Origin of the sequence: Mycobacterium sp. 3519A (assembly GCF_900240945.1) — a bacterium.
Taxonomy (GTDB): domain Bacteria; phylum Actinomycetota; class Actinomycetes; order Mycobacteriales; family Mycobacteriaceae; genus Mycobacterium.
In genome coordinates, this window is sequence record NZ_OESG01000013.1 from 608196 (window position 1) to 626037 (window position 17842).

Annotated in this window: 18 protein-coding genes; 10 read left to right on the top strand and 8 right to left on the bottom strand. The window is 66.8% G+C overall.

Going from position 1 to position 17842, the window contains the following annotated elements; genetic code table 11:
* Positions 1-58 precede the first annotated feature (58 nt).
* Positions 59-913, top strand: coding sequence for a mycofactocin-coupled SDR family oxidoreductase (locus tag C1A30_RS10690; RefSeq protein WP_101948313.1), 855 nt, complete (start codon positions 59-61; stop codon positions 911-913).
* Here C1A30_RS10690 and C1A30_RS10695 read toward each other — a convergent pair.
* From C1A30_RS10695 to ddaH, 4 genes are read right to left on the bottom strand one after another with little or no spacing between them, the layout of a single operon-like run.
* A complete protein-coding gene (locus C1A30_RS10695) occupies positions 910-1791 on the bottom strand; it encodes a universal stress protein (protein ID WP_101948314.1) in 882 nt (293 codons plus the stop codon). The genes C1A30_RS10690 and C1A30_RS10695 overlap by 4 nt on opposite strands.
* Positions 1788-3323: an amino acid permease gene (locus tag C1A30_RS10700; protein ID WP_101948315.1), complete on the bottom strand. Its 1536-nt coding sequence runs from the start codon at positions 3321-3323 to the stop codon at positions 1788-1790. Before C1A30_RS10700 ends, C1A30_RS10695 begins: the two co-directional genes overlap by 4 nt.
* Positions 3324-3341: 18 nt before the next feature.
* Positions 3342-4616 carry an ornithine--oxo-acid transaminase gene (gene rocD / locus C1A30_RS10705; protein WP_369974116.1) on the bottom strand — a complete coding sequence of 425 codons (1275 nt, stop codon included), beginning with the start codon at positions 4614-4616 and terminating at the stop codon, positions 3342-3344.
* The gene (ddaH, locus tag C1A30_RS10710) at positions 4589-5401 is read right to left on the bottom strand and encodes a dimethylargininase (RefSeq protein WP_101948316.1); all 813 of its coding nucleotides are present in this window, start codon (positions 5399-5401) and stop codon (positions 4589-4591) included. The genes rocD and ddaH overlap by 28 nt, the downstream gene beginning before the upstream one ends.
* Positions 5402-5514: 113 nt before the next feature.
* On the opposite strand from ddaH, the gene C1A30_RS10715 reads away from it, so the two are divergent.
* Together C1A30_RS10715 and C1A30_RS10720 are read left to right on the top strand one after the other, a co-directional pair.
* Positions 5515-5961: an Lrp/AsnC family transcriptional regulator gene (locus tag C1A30_RS10715; RefSeq protein ID WP_101948317.1), complete on the top strand. Its 447-nt coding sequence runs from the start codon at positions 5515-5517 to the stop codon at positions 5959-5961.
* Between the two features lie 56 nt (positions 5962-6017).
* A complete protein-coding gene (locus C1A30_RS10720; RefSeq protein ID WP_101948318.1) occupies positions 6018-7193 on the top strand; it encodes an NAD(P)/FAD-dependent oxidoreductase in 1176 nt (391 codons plus the stop codon).
* Here the strand turns inward: C1A30_RS10720 and C1A30_RS10725 are convergent.
* The 3 genes from C1A30_RS10725 to mftR are packed head-to-tail and all read right to left on the bottom strand — an operon-like array spanning position 7190 to position 9669.
* On the bottom strand, positions 7190-8482 hold the full coding sequence (locus tag C1A30_RS10725; RefSeq protein WP_101948319.1) for a VOC family protein: 1293 nt from the start codon (positions 8480-8482) through the stop codon (positions 7190-7192). The genes C1A30_RS10720 and C1A30_RS10725 overlap by 4 nt on opposite strands.
* On the bottom strand, positions 8479-9000 hold the full coding sequence (locus tag C1A30_RS10730) for an RNA polymerase sigma factor (protein WP_101948320.1): 522 nt from the start codon (positions 8998-9000) through the stop codon (positions 8479-8481). Before C1A30_RS10730 ends, C1A30_RS10725 begins: the two co-directional genes overlap by 4 nt.
* A 42-nt stretch (positions 9001-9042) precedes the next feature.
* Positions 9043-9669 carry a mycofactocin system transcriptional regulator gene (mftR, locus tag C1A30_RS10735; RefSeq protein WP_101950117.1) on the bottom strand — a complete coding sequence of 209 codons (627 nt, stop codon included), beginning with the start codon at positions 9667-9669 and terminating at the stop codon, positions 9043-9045.
* A gap of 90 nt (positions 9670-9759) precedes the next feature.
* Here mftR and mftA point away from each other — a divergent pair, with 90 nt between their 5' ends.
* From mftA to mftG, 7 genes are all read left to right on the top strand, one after another.
* The gene (gene mftA, locus C1A30_RS10740) at positions 9760-9852 is read left to right on the top strand and encodes a mycofactocin precursor MftA (RefSeq protein WP_082965088.1); all 93 of its coding nucleotides are present in this window, start codon (positions 9760-9762) and stop codon (positions 9850-9852) included.
* Positions 9837-10142 carry a mycofactocin biosynthesis chaperone MftB gene (mftB, locus tag C1A30_RS10745; RefSeq protein WP_369974117.1) on the top strand — a complete coding sequence of 102 codons (306 nt, stop codon included), beginning with the start codon at positions 9837-9839 and terminating at the stop codon, positions 10140-10142. The genes mftA and mftB overlap by 16 nt, the downstream gene beginning before the upstream one ends.
* On the top strand, positions 10139-11305 hold the full coding sequence (gene mftC / locus C1A30_RS10750) for a mycofactocin radical SAM maturase (RefSeq protein WP_101948322.1): 1167 nt from the start codon (positions 10139-10141) through the stop codon (positions 11303-11305). The genes mftB and mftC overlap by 4 nt, the downstream gene beginning before the upstream one ends.
* A 3-nt stretch (positions 11306-11308) precedes the next feature.
* A complete protein-coding gene (gene mftD / locus C1A30_RS10755; protein WP_101948323.1) occupies positions 11309-12502 on the top strand; it encodes a pre-mycofactocin synthase MftD in 1194 nt (397 codons plus the stop codon).
* Positions 12503-12637: 135 nt separating this feature from the next.
* Entirely contained in the window at positions 12638-13381 is a 744-nt protein-coding gene (mftE, locus tag C1A30_RS10760) for a mycofactocin biosynthesis peptidyl-dipeptidase MftE (protein ID WP_101948324.1), read from the top strand.
* On the top strand, positions 13378-14790 hold the full coding sequence (gene mftF, locus C1A30_RS10765; RefSeq protein WP_101948325.1) for a mycofactocin biosynthesis glycosyltransferase MftF: 1413 nt from the start codon (positions 13378-13380) through the stop codon (positions 14788-14790). The genes mftE and mftF overlap by 4 nt, the downstream gene beginning before the upstream one ends.
* Positions 14791-14797: 7 nt before the next feature.
* Positions 14798-16219, top strand: a complete 1422-nt coding sequence (gene mftG / locus C1A30_RS10770; protein WP_101948326.1) for a mycofactocin system GMC family oxidoreductase MftG — start codon at positions 14798-14800, stop codon at positions 16217-16219.
* Here the strand turns inward: mftG and C1A30_RS10775 are convergent.
* Entirely contained in the window at positions 16209-17780 is a 1572-nt protein-coding gene (locus C1A30_RS10775) for an MFS transporter (RefSeq protein ID WP_101948327.1), read from the bottom strand. The genes mftG and C1A30_RS10775 overlap by 11 nt on opposite strands.
* Between the last annotated feature and the right edge of the window lie 62 nt (positions 17781-17842).

Sequence of the window (17842 nt, forward strand, 5' to 3'; positions counted from 1 at the left end):
CTAGAACACGTTCCAGTTCTGCTGTTAGCCTGTCCGCAGGCTCACGAAAGGAACAGCGGTGACGGGTTCGAACGGCAGCCTGGACGGGCGAGTGGCATTCATTACCGGGGCGGCGCGCGGCCAGGGGCGGGCGCATGCGGTTCGGCTGGCCACCGAGGGGGCCGACATCATCGCAATCGACGTGTGCGGCCCGATCTCGGAGACCATCACCTATCCGCTGGGCACGTCGGAGGAGTTGGCCGAGACGGTGGCGGCTGTGGAAGCCACCGGCCGGAAGGCGCTGGCCAGACAGGTCGACATCCGCGACCTGGCCGCTCTGCAGCAGGTGGTCACCGACGGTGTGGAGCAGTTCGGCCGCCTCGATGTGGTCGTCGCCAACGCCGGCGTGCTGAGCTGGGGCCGGATGTTCGAGATGTCCGAAGAGCAGTGGGACACCGTCATCGACGTCAACCTCAACGGCACGTGGCGGACCATCAGGGCGGCGGTGCCCGCGATGATCGAAGCGGGCAACGGAGGGTCGATCATCGTCGTCAGTTCGTCGGCGGGTTTGAAGGCCACGCCGGGCAACGGCCACTACTCCGCGTCCAAGCACGGGGTGGTGGCGCTGACCAACGCGTTGGCGATCGAAGTGGGCGAGTTCGGAATTCGCGTCAATTCGATCCACCCGTATTCGATCGACACGCCGATGGTCGAGAAGGACGCGATGATGGCGATCTTCGCCAAGTATCCGCAGTACCTGCACAGCTTCGCGCCGATGCCCTACCACCCGGTGAACCACGAAGGGAAGAAGGGGCTGCAGGAATTCATGACCGCCGAAGAGGTGTCCGATGTCGTGGCGTGGTTGGCCGGTGACGGGTCAAGGACCATCTCCGGTAGCCAGATCGCCGTCGACCGCGGCACCATGAAGTACTAGCCCGGCAGCACCAGGACCGGGACGGGGCTGTGCCGCAGGATCTTCGAGCCCCGCGAACCCAGGAACACCCGCGCGATGCCACCCGCCGGCGACGTGCCGATGGCGAGCAGGTCACCGTCCTGCCAGTCGGCCGCGTCCAGCGCGTCGGCCCAATTGTTGCCGGTGACCACTTGCAACTCGACGTTCTCGCCGACCACACCGTCGGTCTTCAACTGCGCCAACGTCTTCCGGGCATGTGACGCCAGTTGTTCGAGGATGGAGTCCTCGGCGCTCAGCCCGACCTCCGGCGGATACATGGTGCGGCCGCGAACCGCGAACGTGACTACCCGCATCGGCACATTGAGTCGCTCGGCGAGCGCCGCTACGCGTTCCACGACGTGCAGTGTCTCCGGGGTGCCGGGATACGCCGCTGTGATCCGCGTCAGCCCACCGGATTTCGAGCCGCGGTAACCCCGGGGAGCGATGGCCATCGGCACCGGCGACGAGTGCAACAGGCTGTCGGCCGTCGATCCGATCACCACCTGGCCGAGCCTGCCCTCGGACGCGGAGCCCAGCACGAGCAACTCCGGCGCGAGTTCGGCCGCCGCCTCCAACAGCCCGCCGGAGGCGGAGCGGTGGGCCACCACATGGTAGTTGACATCGACACCGCGGCCGATCGCACCGATGAACTCTTCCGCCTGTTTCGCCGAGTCCATCGCCAATTGCTGCGCGTACTGGGAGTATTCAGCGTCGACGCGGGCCAGCGACGGAATCAACCACGGTCGCGGTACGACGGTGACGATGGTCAGCGTCGTGTTCAGCGTCCTGGCCGCCTCGACGGCCAGGTGCAGCGGTGCGCGGCCGCTCTTTCCCGCGAGGTAGCCGACGGCGACGCTCACGGCTCATCCTTGTGCGGGGTGACGTAATGGTGATCCGCCGGATGATCGACGAACATGACGTCGTCGTCGCCCGGCACGGCGGTGGGGATATAGCCGTCCGCGCCACCGGCATTGAGCGCACTGTGGTGGCGTCCCCAGGCCAAGTAGTACAGCAGCACGGCACCCACGCAGCCGCCGAACACCAGCCACGTCTCCCAGCGCAGACCAGACAGGATCCACACGCACGCGGCGACGGCGAGTACCGGCGTCACGGGATAACCGGGAACCTTGAACGGCCGCTCCAGATTCGGCTCGCGTACCCGCAGGATGATCACGCCGATCGACACCACGCTGAACGCGACCAAGGTGCCGATCGACACCGCATCCAGCAGCCAGTTCAGCGGGATGAACCCGGCCAGGATCGCGGTGACGATCGCGACGATGATCGTGTTGTTCACCGGGGTCATCGTCCGCGGGTTCACCTTGGCGAACATCGAGGGCAACAGTCCGTCGCGGCCCATCGCGAACAGGATCCTGGTCTGGCCGTACAGCACGACCAGCGTCACGGAGAAGATCGAAATCACCGCGCCCGCAGCCAGAACTGTGCTTGCCCAGGTGCCGCCGGTGATGTTCTCGAGGATCACCGAGAGCCCGGCCTCGGCCTGTTCGTCGGAACCGAACTCCGCTGCGTCCTGGGTGCCGAGACCCGCAAACGCCACCAGGATGTAGAAGGTCGTGACGATGATGAGGGCGGCGATGATGGCCCGCGGCATCGTCTTCTGTGGATTCTTGACTTCGTCGCCTGCCGTCGAGACGGCGTCGAGACCGATGAACGAGAAGAATATCATGCTCGCCGCCGCGGTGATGCCCGAGAAGCCCTTGTCCCAGAACCCTTGGAAGTGGTCGGCGTTGAAGGCCGTCAGCGCGATGACGATGAACATCGCGAGCACGCCCAGCTTGATGACCACCATGATGCTGTTGACGAGGGCCGACTCGCTGGCACCGCGGATCAGCAACAGCGCGCACATGAATATCAGCAGGACGGCGGGCAGGTTCACGACGCCGGGCGTCGAGTCCCATGGCGCCGCCGTGAGCGCCTGGGGCAACTGCCAGCCGAACAGGTTGTCCATCAACTTGTTGACGTATCCGCTCCAGCCCACCGCGACCGCGGAGATCGAAACGCCGTATTCGAGTAGCAGACATGCCGCGACGCCCATCGCGACGAACTCGCCGAGCGTCGTGTACGCGTACGAATAGGTGGACCCCGATACCGGTACCGAGGAGGCCATCTCGGCGTAGCAGAGCGCCGAAAGACCGGCGGCGATCGCGGCGATGACGAACGAGATGAGCACGGCGGGACCCGCTTCGGGCACCGCCGCCGACAGCACGAAGAAGATGCCGGTGCCCACCGTCGCGCCGACGCCGAACATCGTCAGCTGAAATGTGCCGATACTTCGCTTGAGGTGATCGGAGGCGCCGTGTGCGACCGGGGCGCCGGCAATGGGCCTGCGCCGCAGCAGTTGCTCGGAGAGGCTTAACGATGGAGCGGTCATGGCGCCTCCTGAGGGAGCCTAGATAGAACTACGGGTCAAGTGTGGACCTGTGTCCGCCAAAACGTCGGCGAACTGATCAACCGCCCAATCGATTTCCTCGGCCGTGATGACAAGCGGCGGAGCAAACCTCAGCGTCGAGCCGTGCGTGTCCTTGACCAGCACGCGGCGCTCGGCCAACTTCATGCTGATCTCTTTGCCGGTGGCCAGGGACGGGTCGATGTCGACGCCCGCCCACAGGCCCATGCCGCGTACCGCGATCACGCCATGGCCGATCAGCGCGCGCAGCCGTGCGTGCAGCACCTCACCCAATTGCGCTGCACGGGCCTGGAATTCACCGCGCTGCAGCATGCCGACAACAGTCGTTCCGATCGCGGCCGCCAACGGGTTGCCCCCGAACGTCGAACCGTGCTCGCCGGGGTGCAACACCGAAAGGATGTCCCGGTTTGCCACCACCGCCGACACCGGAACCACGCCGCCGCCAAGTGCTTTGCCGAGCAGATACACATCGGGAACCACCGACCAGTGGTCGCACGCGAACGTGCGTCCGGTGCGGGCCAGGCCGGACTGGATCTCGTCGGCGATCATCAGGACGTTGCGCTCGGTGCACAGTGCGCGCACCCGCGGCAGGTAGTCGTCGGGGGGCACGACGATGCCCGCCTCGCCCTGGATGGGCTCGATCAGCACGGCGACGGTGTCGTCGTCGATGGCGGCGGCCAGCGCGTCGGCGTCACCGAACGGCACCGCACGAAAGCCGGGGGTGTAGGGACCGAACCCGCGGCGCGCGGTCTCGTCGTCGGAGAAGCTGATGATCGTGGTGGTGCGACCGTGGAAGTTGTTGTGCGCCACGATGATGTTGCCCCGGCCTGCGGGGACGCCCTTCACGTCGTGACCCCATTTGCGGGCCACCTTGATGCCGCTCTCGACGGCCTCGGCGCCGCTGTTCATCGGCAGCACCATCTGCTTGCCGCACAGCGTGGCCAACGCCTCGCAGAACGGTCCAAGCCGGTCAGAGTGGAAGGCCCGGCTGACCAGTGTCACGGCGTCCAGTTGCGCGTGCGCGGCCGCGATGATCTCCGGATTGCGGTGCCCGAAGTTCACCGCCGAATAGGCGGCCAGGCAGTCGAGATAGCGGCGGCCCTCGACGTCGGTGATCCACGCGCCCTCGGCGCTGGCCGCCACCACCGGCAGCGGCGAGTAGTTGTGCGCGACGTAGCGATTGTCGAGATCGATCGCGGTGTCGGTCGCCGTCATGGAATCCAGAATGGTCACGGATGTACCTCCAGCGTGCAGCATTTGACGGACCCGCCGCCCTTGAGCAGTTCGGATAGATCGACGCCGACGGGCCGGAAGCCGGCGTGACGCAGTTGCTCGGCGAAGCCGGTGGCGGCGGCGGGCATCACCACGTTCAGACCGTCGGACACCACGTTGAGGCCCAGCACGTCGGCGTCGGCGTCGGCGACCTCGATCGCGTCGGGGAACAACTCGCGCAGCTTCGCGCGGGCGGCGGCGCTGAACGCGGGCGGGTAGTAGGCGATGGTGGTGTCGTCGAGTACCGCGAGCGCGGTGTCGAGGTGGTAGAAGCGCGGATCGACCAACTCGAGGCTCACCACCGGCATCTGCACCTGTGTCGCGATCTCGGCGTGGGCCTCGAGTTCGGTGCGAAAGCCGTAGCCCGCCAACACGATCGAGCCGACGACGAGCAGGTCGCCCTGCCCCTCGTTGACGTGCCGGGTGTGCGCAGGCTCGAAGCCGTGGCGCGTCATCCACTCGGCGTAGGCCGCCGACTCACCCGCGCGTTGCGGATAGGCGAACTTGGCGACCACTGCTTTGCCATTCACCAGCAGGCCGCCGTTGGCGGCGTAGACCATGTCCGGGAGACCGGAGACGGGCTCGACCAACTCCACGGTGTGGCCGAGTTCCTTGTACGTCTGCCGCAGGGTTTCCCACTGGTTCATGGCGACGTGGGTGTCGACGGATGTCGAGGTGTCCATCCACGGATTGATGGCGTACTCCACCGCGAAGAAGGTGGGCGCCGTCATGGCGTAGTGGCGAGGGCGTGCCGCGCGCGAAGTCGTCATGATTCAACGGTATAAGCAGCGCATTTTGCAAGCAATCGCCGTTTATTGCGTGTCGACCAGCGATCTGTTGTGCCAAACTGGGAATTGCGTCGGTTTGTTGTGCGGAGGTGGTCATGGAGCGGTTGGACGAGACGGACGAGCGGATTCTCGCTGAGTTGGCCGAGGATGCCCGGGCCACGTACGCCGAGATCGGCCAGCGGGTGAACCTGTCCGCGCCCGCGGTGAAACGGCGGGTCGACCGCATGTTGGACAGCGGGGTCATCCGCGGGTTCACCACCGTCGTCGACCGCAGCGCGCTGGGCTGGAACACCGAGGCCTACGTCCAGGTGTTCCGCCACGGCACGATCGCCCCCGACGAGTTGCGCAAGGCCTGGATCGACATTCCCGAGGTGGTCAGCGCCGCAACGGTGACCGGCACCGCCGACGCGATGCTGCACGTGTTGGCCCGCGATATGCGGCATCTGGAGGAGGCGCTAGAGCGGATCCGGTCGGCCGCCGACGTCGAGCGCAGCGAAAGCATTGTGGTGCTCACCAACATCATCGACAGGATGCGCGGCTAAGAGGTCAACCACAGGGTGGCGGACACAACGGTAAGGGCATCGTGTAAGAACTGCCCATGAGCATCAGTGGGGGCATCGTGATCGTCGGTGGCGGACTGGCCGCCGCGCGCACCGCCGAGCAACTGCGCCGCTCGGAATACACCGGAGAAATCACCATCGTCAGCGACGAGGACCACCTGCCGTACGACCGGCCCCCGCTGTCCAAGGAGGTGCTGCGCGCCGAGACCGACGATGTCACCCTCAAGCCCGCAGAGTTCTATGCCGAACAGAACATCACCCTGCTGCTCGGCAACGGCGCCCGCTCGGTGGACACCGAAGCAAAGACGGTGACCCTGGCGGACGGCAGCGTCGTCTCCTACGACGAGGTGATCATCGCAACGGGGTTGGTGCCCAAGCGGATTCCGTCGTTCCCGGATCTGCGGGGCATCCACGTGCTTCGGAATTTCGACGAGAGCCTCAAGCTGCGCAAGGAAGCCGACACCGCCCGCACCGCCGTCGTGGTCGGTGCGGGTTTCATCGGCTGCGAGGTGGCGGCCAGCCTGCGCAAGTTGGGCGTCGACGTCGTCCTCGTGGAACCGCAACCGGCGCCGTTGGCGTCTGTCCTCGGCGAGCGGATCGGCGAGTTGGTGGCGCGACTGCACCGCGCCGAGGGCGTCGACGTGCGCTGCGGCGTCGGGGTGGCCGAGGTGTTCGGCACCGCGAAGGTCGAGAAGGTCAGGCTCAGCGACGGCACGGAACTCGATGCGGACCTCGTCGTCGTCGGCATCGGCTCCCATCCGGCCACCTCCTGGCTGGAGGGCACCGGCATCAAGGTGGACAACGGCGTGGTGTGCGACGAGCACGGCCGGGCCAGCGCAGCGCACGTGTGGGCGATCGGCGACGTCGCGTCCTGGCGTCATCCGGTGGGACACCAAGTGCGCGTTGAGCATTGGAGCAATGTCGCCGATCAGGCGCGGGTGCTGGTGCCCGCGATGCTTGGTCAGGATGCACCGGCCACCGTCTCGGTCCCGTACTTCTGGAGCGATCAGTACGACGTGAAGATCCAATGCCTCGGGGAACCGGAGGCCACCGACACCGTGCACGTCGTCGAGGACGACGGGCGCAAGTTCCTAGCGTTCTACGAACGCGACGGTGTGGTCGCGGGCGTCGTCGGCGGCGGCATGCCCGGCAAGGTGATGAAGGTGCGTTCCAAGATCGCCGCGGGCGCGCCGATCGCCGACGTCCTCGGTTAGAACTCGCCGAGGTAGAAGCGGGTGCCCTGGTCGTCGGTGCACTGCGCGGACTTGCCGTAGGACTGCTGCGACGGTTCGTCGATGACCGTGCCGCCGGCTTCGCGAACCCTGGCCACCGCGGCGTCGATGTCGGCGACAGTCCACATCGGCACCGTCACCGCGGCGTCGCTGCCACCGGCGACGCCCGCCATCGGGTGCGTCTGCGCAATGGCCCACCCGTCCTCGATGCGGCCGGGTTCGAACGTCCAGTACAACACCCGACTGTAGAACACCTTGAAGGCCGTCGAGTCTGGCACCTCGTAGGTGATATACGAAAGTTCGCCTGGCCCAGTGCCGTTGAGCGCCGGCCGCGGCTGGCCGGACTTGGGTTGGTAGACGGCGAACGACGTGCCGTGCGCATCCGTCGCGCCGCACAACGTGCCGAAGTCGAACTGCTCGAGTTGGTCGACCGTTCCGCCGCCGTCGACGATCGCCTGCCGTGCGCCGGCGAGGTCACCCACCGCATACGCGCAGAACAGGGTCGGCGGAACGTCGACGGAGAAGATCCCGATGCGTTGTGTGGTATTCGTGACCTGATGGGTGGCGGGGTCGTAGGTCCAGCCCAGCACGTGGCCGTAGAACGCTGCGGCCCGATCGGCATCCGGCGTCCACACCGAGACATAGCCGACGTCGCCGTGCTGAATCTGCAGCGGCGCGCCGGTGATTGGCCCACTGAGCATCCAGCGATGCCCGAACGGGTCGACGATCGTCGCGTTGCGCGCGCCGTGGTTCTCGTAGGGTTCCCGTTGTACCTGCGCGCCATGCTCGCGGGCACGTTGCAGCGTCGCGTCGGTATCGACGACGTGCAGCATCAGGCTCACTGAGGTCGCCTGTGGGGCAGGCGCTTTCAAACCCAACTCGGGATACTCGTCGGCGAGGTAGAGCACGCCGTCGCCGATCGCAAGCTCGGCATGTCCGATGCGGCCGTCGTCCATCTCGAACGGCTTGCCGAGAACAGCTGCGCCGAAGACATCGGCGTACCAGGCGATGGCCTCCCGCGCATTGCCGACCGACAGGTACGGCAATGCAGCGGGGCGCGGGGCGGCCGGCGTGGCGGCGGGCGGGTTGAGTTCGGCGATGGCGGTATCGGTGCCACTCATGACGACTCCTTGCGTTCGATTGGGTTGTGCCTCAAACAAAGTCACCGCGTCTTCCAGGCGTGCCCGCAGTCGGGCCGCGAACGCCGCGTCGGGCTGGACCGGAGTCTCGTCGCCATGCAGCACGGTCAGCGGATCGCGGCTGTTGTTCATGGCTGCCCTCCTTCCGGCTCCGGATAGTGCGATCTGAACGCGCGCCTGGCCCGCACCAGCAGCGCCTCGGTGGCATGCACGGTGCGACCGATCAACTCGGCGCATTCGGGCACCGAGCAGTCGTCCATGTAGCGCAGTGCCAGCACCGTGCGGTGCTGCTCGGTTAGCCTGGCCAGGACGCTCTCGGCGACGATGCGGTCCAGCGCGGCGTCCCAGTCGTCGGTGGGGACCGGTTCGGGCAGCTCGGCCACCGGGATGCTGAACCGGTCGTGTCGACGCCGGTAATGGTCGGCGAGCTTGTGCCGCGCCACGCCGAGCAGCCACGGCAGGCTGATCGGCGGCGGAGTGTCCTTGCGGGCGGCGTCCATGGCCGCCAGAAAGGTCTCCGACGTCAGGTCCTCGGCCGTCCCGCGGTCGCCGCAGCGTCTGACGAAGTAGCCGTACACGACCGGCAGTGCATCGTCGTACAGCGCCAGCAGGGTCCGCGGAGCGTCGTTGCCATCCGGTTCGGCGCTCACACCCTTATCGTCGTCGCACGGGCGTGAACTCCGACGCCTGACTCAAGAATTTCTTCGGCGGATCCCTGCCTCCAGGGCCGAGAGCCCGTCGCTGACGGTGTCGAACGCCTGCCCCAGTGCCTCTGCCAGCGAGACGGACTCGTCGGCCAGCCAGTGTTCGTACGCCGACAGCGCCACGCCGAGCATCGTCCACGCCACCGTCTGGGGGACCAGGTCTTCGGCCCTGGTGCCCAACCGCTTTGCGACGAACGCGGCGACGACCGCCCGCCAGCCGGCGTACATCGTCATCGAATAGGCCTGCAGCGCGGCAGTTTGCAGGATCACGCGCATCCGCTGCCGATGCCGGGCCGTCTCCTGCTCGTCAAAGCTGTTGAACGCCAACAGTGCTGTGCGTAGCGCCTCGTCGATCGGCACATCGGGGTCCAGGTGGTCGAGCAGGTCGCGCATGTGAGCCAGATGCGCGTCGAAGTCGCCCCACGGCAATGCGTTCTTCGACGGGTAGTAGCGAAACAAGGTGCGGCGGGCGATTCCGGAGGCCTCGGCGACATCGTCGACGCTGACCTCGTCGAAGCCTCGGTCCGCGAACAGATCGATGGCCACGTTGGAGATGTGGTCGGGCGTCGTCGAGCGCCGCCGGCCCACCCGGTGTCGGGATTCCTGCCTCGCCACCACCCCACCCTTCCATTTCGGCACTCGATGCCATATTCTTGCGATCTCGCTCACAATTGTCGAGACACTGTGACTGGAAAGGCGCACTTGATGGAACCGAATCAGCAGGTTGAAACCGAAGAGCTCGTCACCGAGACCCTGGTCGAAGAGGTGTCGATCGACGGGATGTGCGGGGTCTACTGACCGTGGCGACGCCTGTCGCGGGGTTCGATCCGGACCTGAGCTGGCGGTTGCACCACCAGGTGGCGGTGCGACCCGAGCCGTTCGGCGCACTCCTGTACCACTTCGGGACGCGCAAGCTCTCGTTCCTGAAGAACCGCACGATCGTCGAGGTGGTCAAGTCGCTTGACGACCACCCCGACGCTCGGGCGGCGTGCCGGGCCGCCGGAATCGACGACGCGCGGCAGGCGCCGTATCTCCACGCACTCGGCGTGCTGGCCGAGTCCAAGATGCTCGTATCGGGAGAAGCATGACAATCGCACCCGTACCCCGGCTGGTCGAGCAGTTCGAGCGTGGCCTCGACGCGCCGATCTGTTTGACGTGGGAGCTCACGTACGCCTGCAATCTGGCGTGTGTGCACTGCCTGTCGTCGTCAGGCAAGCGCGACCCGCGTGAGCTGACCACCCGGCAGTGCAAGGACATCATCGACGAGCTCGAGCGCATGCAGGTGTTCTACGTCAACATCGGTGGCGGCGAACCGACTGTGCGGTCCGACTTCTGGGAGCTCGTGGACTACGCCACCGCGCATCACGTGGGCGTGAAGTTCTCCACCAACGGCGTCCGGATCACTCCGGAGATCGCAAAGCGGCTTGCCGCAAGCGATTACGTCGACGTGCAGATCTCGCTGGACGGGGCGACCGCTGAGGTCAACGATGCCGTGCGCGGCCATGGGTCGTTCGCAATGGCAACGCGGGCGTTGGAGAACCTCGCCGATGCCGGCTTCAAAGACGCGAAGATCTCGGTCGTCGTGACCCGGCACAACGTCGACCAGTTGGACGAATTCGCAGCTCTTGCAGCGCGTTACGGCGCGACGCTGCGCATCACCCGATTGCGGCCGTCGGGTCGTGGCGCCGACGTGTGGGATGAACTGCATCCGACCGCCGAGCAGCAGGTGCGGCTCTACGACTGGCTGGTCGCCAAGGGCGAGCGGGTGCTCACCGGCGACTCGTTCTTCCACCTGTCAGGCCTTGGCGAGCCGGGCGCGCTCGCCGGACTGAACCTGTGCGGCGCGGGGCGCGTGGTCTGCCTGATCGACCCGGTCGGTGACGTGTACGCGTGTCCGTTCGCCATCCACGATCGCTTCCTGGCCGGAAACATCCTGTCGGACGGTGGTTTTCGCAACGTCTGGCAGAACGCGCCGCTGTTCCGTGAGCTGCGCGAGCCGCAGTCGGCAGGTGCCTGCAGCAGCTGCGGACACTATGACAGCTGCCGAGGTGGCTGCATGGCCGCCAAGTTCTTCACCGGTCTGCCGCTGGACGGGCCGGATCCTGAATGCGTGCAGGGGTACGGCGCACCCGCATTGGCCCAGGACAGGGTCAAGCCGAAGTCAAGCGTCGACCACTCACGCAGCCAGCCTGTGATGCTCAAACTGTTGACCAAGCCGCCCGCCCGGCCGTGCAATGAAAGTCCGGTGTAAGTCATGGCTCGCGACACATGGTTCGAAACCGTCGCCATCGCGCAGGAGCGCGCGCGCAAGCGCCTCCCCAAATCCGTCTACGGGGCGTTGGTCGCAGGCAGTGAAAAGGGCTTGACCGTCAACGGCAACGTCGACGCGTTCGGCGAACTCGGCTTCGCCCCGCATGTCATCGGCGCGCTCGAGAAGCGCGATATGGCGACAACGGTGATGGGGCAAGAGATTTCGATGCCGGTGGTGATTTCGCCGACGGGGGTGCAGACCGTCCACCCCGATGGTGAGGTCGCCGTCGCGAGGGCGGCAGCGGCCAGGGGCACCGCGATGGGGTTGTCGTCGTTCGCCAGCAAGCCCATCGAAGAGGTCATCGCCGCAAACCCGAAGCTGTTCTTCCAGGTGTACTGGCTGGGTGGTCGCGACGCGATCGCCGCGCGGGTGCAACGCGCGCGGGAGGCGGGCGCCGTCGGTCTGATCGTCACCACGGACTGGAGCTTCTCGCACGGTCGCGACTGGGGCAGCCCCAAGATCCCCGAGAAGATGAGCCTGCGCACCGTCGTGTCGATGCTGCCCGAACTGGTCAGCAGGCCCCGCTACTCGATGCAATGGGCCAAGAACATCCGGCCGCCGGACCTCTGTGTGCCCAATCAGGCAGCGCGTGGCGAGAGCGGGCCGCCGTTCTTCCAGGCCTACGGCGAGTGGATGGGCACGCCCCCACCCACCTGGGAGGACATCGCGTGGCTGCGTGACCTGTGGGGCGGTCCTTTCATGCTCAAGGGCGTGATGCGGGTCGACGACGCCAAACGTGCTGTGGATGCCGGTGTTTCGGCTATCTCGGTGTCCAATCACGGCGGTAACAACCTGGACGGCACGCCCGCGTCAATAAGGGCGCTGCCCGCGATCGCCGAAGCGGTCGGCGGGGACGTCGAGGTGCTGCTGGACGGGGGCGTGCGCCGCGGCAGCGATGTGGTCAAGGCGTTGGCGCTCGGTGCGCGGGCCGTCATGATCGGTCGCGCCTATCTCTGGGGGCTGGCCGCCAACGGTCAAGCCGGGGTCGAGAACGTGCTCGACATCCTTCGCGGCGGCATCGATTCGGCGTTGAGGGGGCTGGGGCGCGCGTCGGTCCACGATCTTGTTGCCGACGACGTGCTGGTGCCGCCGGGGTTCACCCGAGCGCTCGGCGTCCGCCCGGCGTCCGACTCCTGACGGGCGAACCGGGTCAGGGCCGAATGCCCTGGTACAGGCGTGGCGCAGGGGGCTGGCGTGGCTGAGCCCCCGCCGGCTAGGAAAAAATCGCGGAAATCAATTGCTGCGCATGCGCCAACAATTGGCGCACGCCAGGTGAATTCGGCCTACCATCGGCGGGTGGCTTTCCTCACCGAGCTCGCGAACTCCGCGTCGAGGCAGCTTCAGGGCACGTCGCCCGCGTTGATCATCCCGGTGGGTTCGGTGGAACAGCACGGACCTCACCTTCCGCTGGACACCGACACGCGCATCGCCGCCGTCGTTGCCCGCTCGGTTGCCGACCGACTGTCGAGATCGGATGAATCCAACTGGGCGCTGGCGCCCGCGATCGGGTACGGGGCCAGTGGTGAGCACGAAGGCTTCCCCGGAACGGTGTCCATCGGCACGTCGGCGCTGCGGCTGCTGCTCGTCGAGTTCGGCCGGTCCGCGTCGCGATGGGCGTCGCGCCTGGTCTTCGTCAACGGCCATGGCGGCAACGTCGAGGCGCTCGCGGCCGCGGTGGCGTTGCTTCGCTACGAGGGTCGCGACGCGGGCTGGTGTTCGTGCACCGCGAAGAACGCCGATGCACACGCGGGCCACACCGAAACGTCTGTATTGCTACATATTTCGCCGGCAGATGTGCGCATCGAAGAGCGGTTGGCCGGCAACCGGGAGCCGTTGTCGCAGTTGATGCCGCAGCTGCGCGACGGCGGTGTCGCGGCCGTCAGCGAACTGGGCGTCCTCGGTGACCCGATGACGGCCACGGCCGAGGAAGGTGAACGGATCCTCGCCGAGATGGTGGACGCGTGTCTGCAACGCATCATCCGGTGGGCGCCGGACCGCGACGGGATGTTGACATGACAGGACCGCGTCTGCCCGACGGCTTCGCCGTCCAGGTCGACCGCCGGGTGAAGGTGCTCGGTGAGGGCTCTGCCCTCCTCGGCGGCTCGCCGACCCGGCTGCTGCGGCTCGCACCGGCCGCCCAGACTATGCTCAACGGCGGCAGGCTGGAGGTCCACGACGCGGTCAGCGCGCAACTCGCGCGCACTCTGCTCGACGCCACCGTCGCCCATCCCCGCCCGGCAAGCGGTCCGTCGCACCGTGATGTCACCGTGGTTATCCCCGTGCGGGACAACATAACCGGCTTGTTGCGACTGGTCGGCACACTGCGTGGCATGCGTGTGGTGGTCGTGGACGACGGCTCGGCCACGCCGGTGCAGCACAGCGACTTCGCCGACATGCACTGTGACATCCAGGTGCTGCGGCACGCCCGCAGCAAGGGCCCTGCAGCGGCGCGTAACACCGGCCTGACGGCCTGCAGCACGGACTTCGTCGCGTTCCTGGACTCTGACGTGGTACCGCGGCGCGGGTGGCTAGAAGCGCTGCTGGGGCATTTCTGCGACCCCGCCGTCGCGCTTGTCGCACCGCGGATCGTGGGTCTGCGGCAGGCCGACAACCCGGTGGCGCGTTACGAGGCGGTGCGCTCGTCCCTGGACCTGGGATTGCGTGAAGCGCCGGTGGTGCCCTACGGGACCGTCTCCTACGTGCCAAGTGCCGCCATCATCTGCCGGCGCTCGGTGCTGAAGGAGTTGGGCGGCTTCGACGAGACGCTCAAGTCCGGAGAAGACGTCGACCTGTGCTGGCGCTTCATCGAAGCAGGCGCGCGGTTGCGGTACGAACCGATCGCTTTAGTAGCCCATGATCACCGCACGCAGGTGCGAGATTGGTTTGTGCGCAAGGCTTTTTACGGTGAGTCGGCCGCGCCGCTGTCGATCCGGCACCCCGGCAAGACCGCGCCGCTGGTGATCTCCGGATGGACGCTGGTGGTATGGATACTGCTCGCGATGGGCTCAGGCATCGGCTACCTGGCGTCGATGATCGTCGCGGCCATCACCGGCCGTCGCATCGCCAACTCGCTGAGCACCGTCGAGACGGAGCCCAAAGAGGTCGCCGTGGTCGCCGCGCACGGCCTGTGGTCGGCCGCCCTGCAGTTGGCCTCCGCGATCTGTCGGCACTACTGGCCCGTCGCGCTGATCGGCGCACTGATGTCCCGGCGATGCAGGCAGGTGGTGCTCGTGGCGGCGGTGATCGACGGCGTCGTCGACTGGATCACCCGCAACGGCAACGTCGACGACGACACCAAACGGGTCGGGTTGCTCACCTATCTGGTGCTCAAGCGACTCGACGACATCGCCTACGGCGTTGGACTGTGGACTGGCGTGGTGCGCGAACGCCACCTCGGTGCGCTCAAGCCCCAGATCCGGACCTGACGCGACATTGCAGATTGACGTCCTGATCGTCGGTGCCGGCAGTGCTGGATCTGTTCTCGCCGAACGCCTTTCCGCCGATGAGCGATGCCAGGTGACCGTTGTCGAGGCCGGCCCGCCGCCGTCGGATCCGCAGGTGCTGGCGCAGATCAGTGACGGCCTGCGTCTGCCGATCGGCACCGCGAGTTCGGTGGTGCGCCGGTATCCGACCACCCTGACGGAGGCGCCGAAACGCCACGCCCAGATCATGCGCGGCGCGGTGGTCGGCGGATCGGGGGCGGTGAACGGCGGCTACTTCTGCCGGGGGTTGCCTTCGGACTTCGACGGCTGGGGCCTGCCCGGGTGGGCCTGGGCCGACGTGCTGCCGCACTTTCGGGCCATCGAGACTGATCTGGACTTCGACACCGCGTTGCACGGTTCGGACGGTCCGATATTTGTTCGGCGGATGCCGGAATTCGACGGCTGCACAGCCGCTTTCGTGCGAGCCGCGGGCAATGCCGGGTATCGGTGGCTCACCGACTTGAACGGCGCCACAGCCGGCGATTCGTTGCCGACCGGCGTCGGTGCGGTGCCCCTGAACATCAACGGCGGGACGCGGGTCGGGCCCGGCGGCGCATACTTGAATCCCGCGATGGGGCGCACCAACCTCACGCTGCTGACCGGCACACATGCCACGCGGGTGCGGATGAGCAGGGGCCGCGCTGTCGGCGTGGACTGTGTCGGGCCGGACGGCGAGTTCGAGCTGGCTGCTGATCGAATTGTGTTGTCTGCAGGCGCAATCGGGTCGGCACAGCTACTGATGGTGTCCGGTATCGGTCCGGCACAGTCGTTGGAGGCCGTGGGGATTTCGGTGATGGCCGATCTGCCCGTCGGCACGGCCTGTGTCGACCATCCCGAACTGGTGCTACCCGTGGACTGGTCGGCAACTCACGATCTGCCTCCGCTGGAGGCCGTGCTGACCACCGACGGCCTCGAGATCCGGCCCTATACCGCGGGATTCCACGCGATGATCAGCGGCCGCCGTGACGACCCCGCCGACCGGCCGCACATCGGCGTCGCATTGATGCAGCCACAGTCTCGCGGCCGCATCGCACTGGCCTCGGCGGACCCTGCCGTCCCGCCGGCCATCGAACACCGCTACGACAGCGAACCGGCCGATGTCGCCAAGCTGGCAGCCGGCGCGGAATTGGCGCGCGAATTAGCCGGTGCCACAGCGGAAGTCGCCCGATTTTCCTGGTCCACATCGCAACATCTGGCGCGGACCGCACCGATGGGCGTCGGCGGTGATTCCGTCGTCGACCCGCAATGCCGTGTGCACGGCGTGGACAACCTATGGGTGGTCGACGGATCGGTGCTTCCCGCGATCACCAGCCGCGGCCCGCACGCGACGATCGTCATGATGGGTCATCGGGCTGCCGAGTTCATCGCCTGACCCGCCGGATGAAGTCGAACTGCTGGCCGTCGCGGCCAGGCGACCACACCGCGACGAACGCGGCCGCCACCATCAGACTGGCCGACATCACCAGCAGCGAGAGGTCCATCGACTGGATGAACGCGTTCTCGGCAAGTTCTGCGAGTCGCGTTCCCTGCGGGCCCATTTGGTCGGCGACGGCCAGCGCGTTGGCCAGCGAATCGAGCGCGTGCTGGCGCACCTGTTCGGGGAATCCGGCGAGCGCCGGAGCGAGGATGTTGTGATACTGCGCCGCCAGCACCGAACCGGCGACCGCGATTCCCACGGCGGCGCCGACCTCCCTGGTGGTGTCGTTGACTGCGGAGGCGACACCCTGCTTCTCGTCGGGAACCGCGTTCATGATCGCGGAAGTCGTTGGCGCGACGCATAATCCGATTCCGGTGCTGGTGATCAGCAGAGACCAGACGAGGTCGAGGTAACTCGACCCGGCATCGAGAAACCGCATCGCGAACAGGCCGACTCCGATCAGGAAGAGGCCCGATGCCACGGTCACCCGCAGGCCGATCTTCGGCAGGTACAGATGCAGCGTCGCACCGAGCACCATGATCGGCACCGCCAGCGGTGTCAGCGCGAACGCCGTCTGCAACGCGCTGTAGCCGAGGATCAACTGCATGAATTGCATTTCCACGAAGAAGAATCCGAAGTTCGCGAAGAAGAGGAACGTGATGCCGATCGACCCGACGGCGAAGTCGGGCCTGCGGAACAGCCGAACATCGAGCAGTGGATGTCGGCGGCGCAGTTCGACCACCGCGAACACCGCGGCCAGCACCACGCCCGCGACCATGCAGCCCCACACCATCGGATGCGTCCACCCGCGTGCCGGCGCTTCCACGACCCCGAAGACGAATACCGCGACAGCACCGCCGATCAGCACGGCGCCCACCCAATCAAGCGGTGTCGCGGTTTCGTCCTTCGACGAGGTGATCGTGCACGTGCAGATGAACAGGGCAATGCTGGCCGCGGCGAACCCGTAGAAGATGGACTCCCATGAGAAGAACTTCAGCAGTAGGCCGGTGCCCATGAAACCGAAGACGGCGCCCGAACTCGCGACGCCCGCCCAGATACCGACGGCCTTGTTGCGCTCGCTCTTCGGGAACGCGGCGGTCAGCAGCGACAGCGTCGCGGGCATGATGAACGCCGCGCCGAGACCCGCGACCGCGCGGGCGATGATGATCTGAACGGGACTGTTGAACACCGTCGGCGCCAGCGAGGCGACGGCGAAGACCGCAAGGCCCAGCAGCAGCGCCCCACGCCTGCCGTACCGGTCGCCGAGCGCACCCGCAGGCAGCAGCAGGCAGGCAAGCACCAACGTGTAGCCGTCGACGATCCACGTCAGCTGGGTCTGGGTCGCCGAGGTCTGCACCGCGATGTCCGGCAGCGCCGCATTGAGCGCGACCATCGACGCGATGACCAACAGGACGTCGACCGCGGCGACGGTCAGCAACCAGGTGCGCGCGCGGTTCGACAGAGAGCCGACGTGGCCGTCGATATCCTGGTCGGATCGCGCGAGGGTGTCGACCATCGGGTCGTCTCCTTTGGGTGGAATATTTTTGAGACTAACAGTATCGGTCCGAGACCGATAGT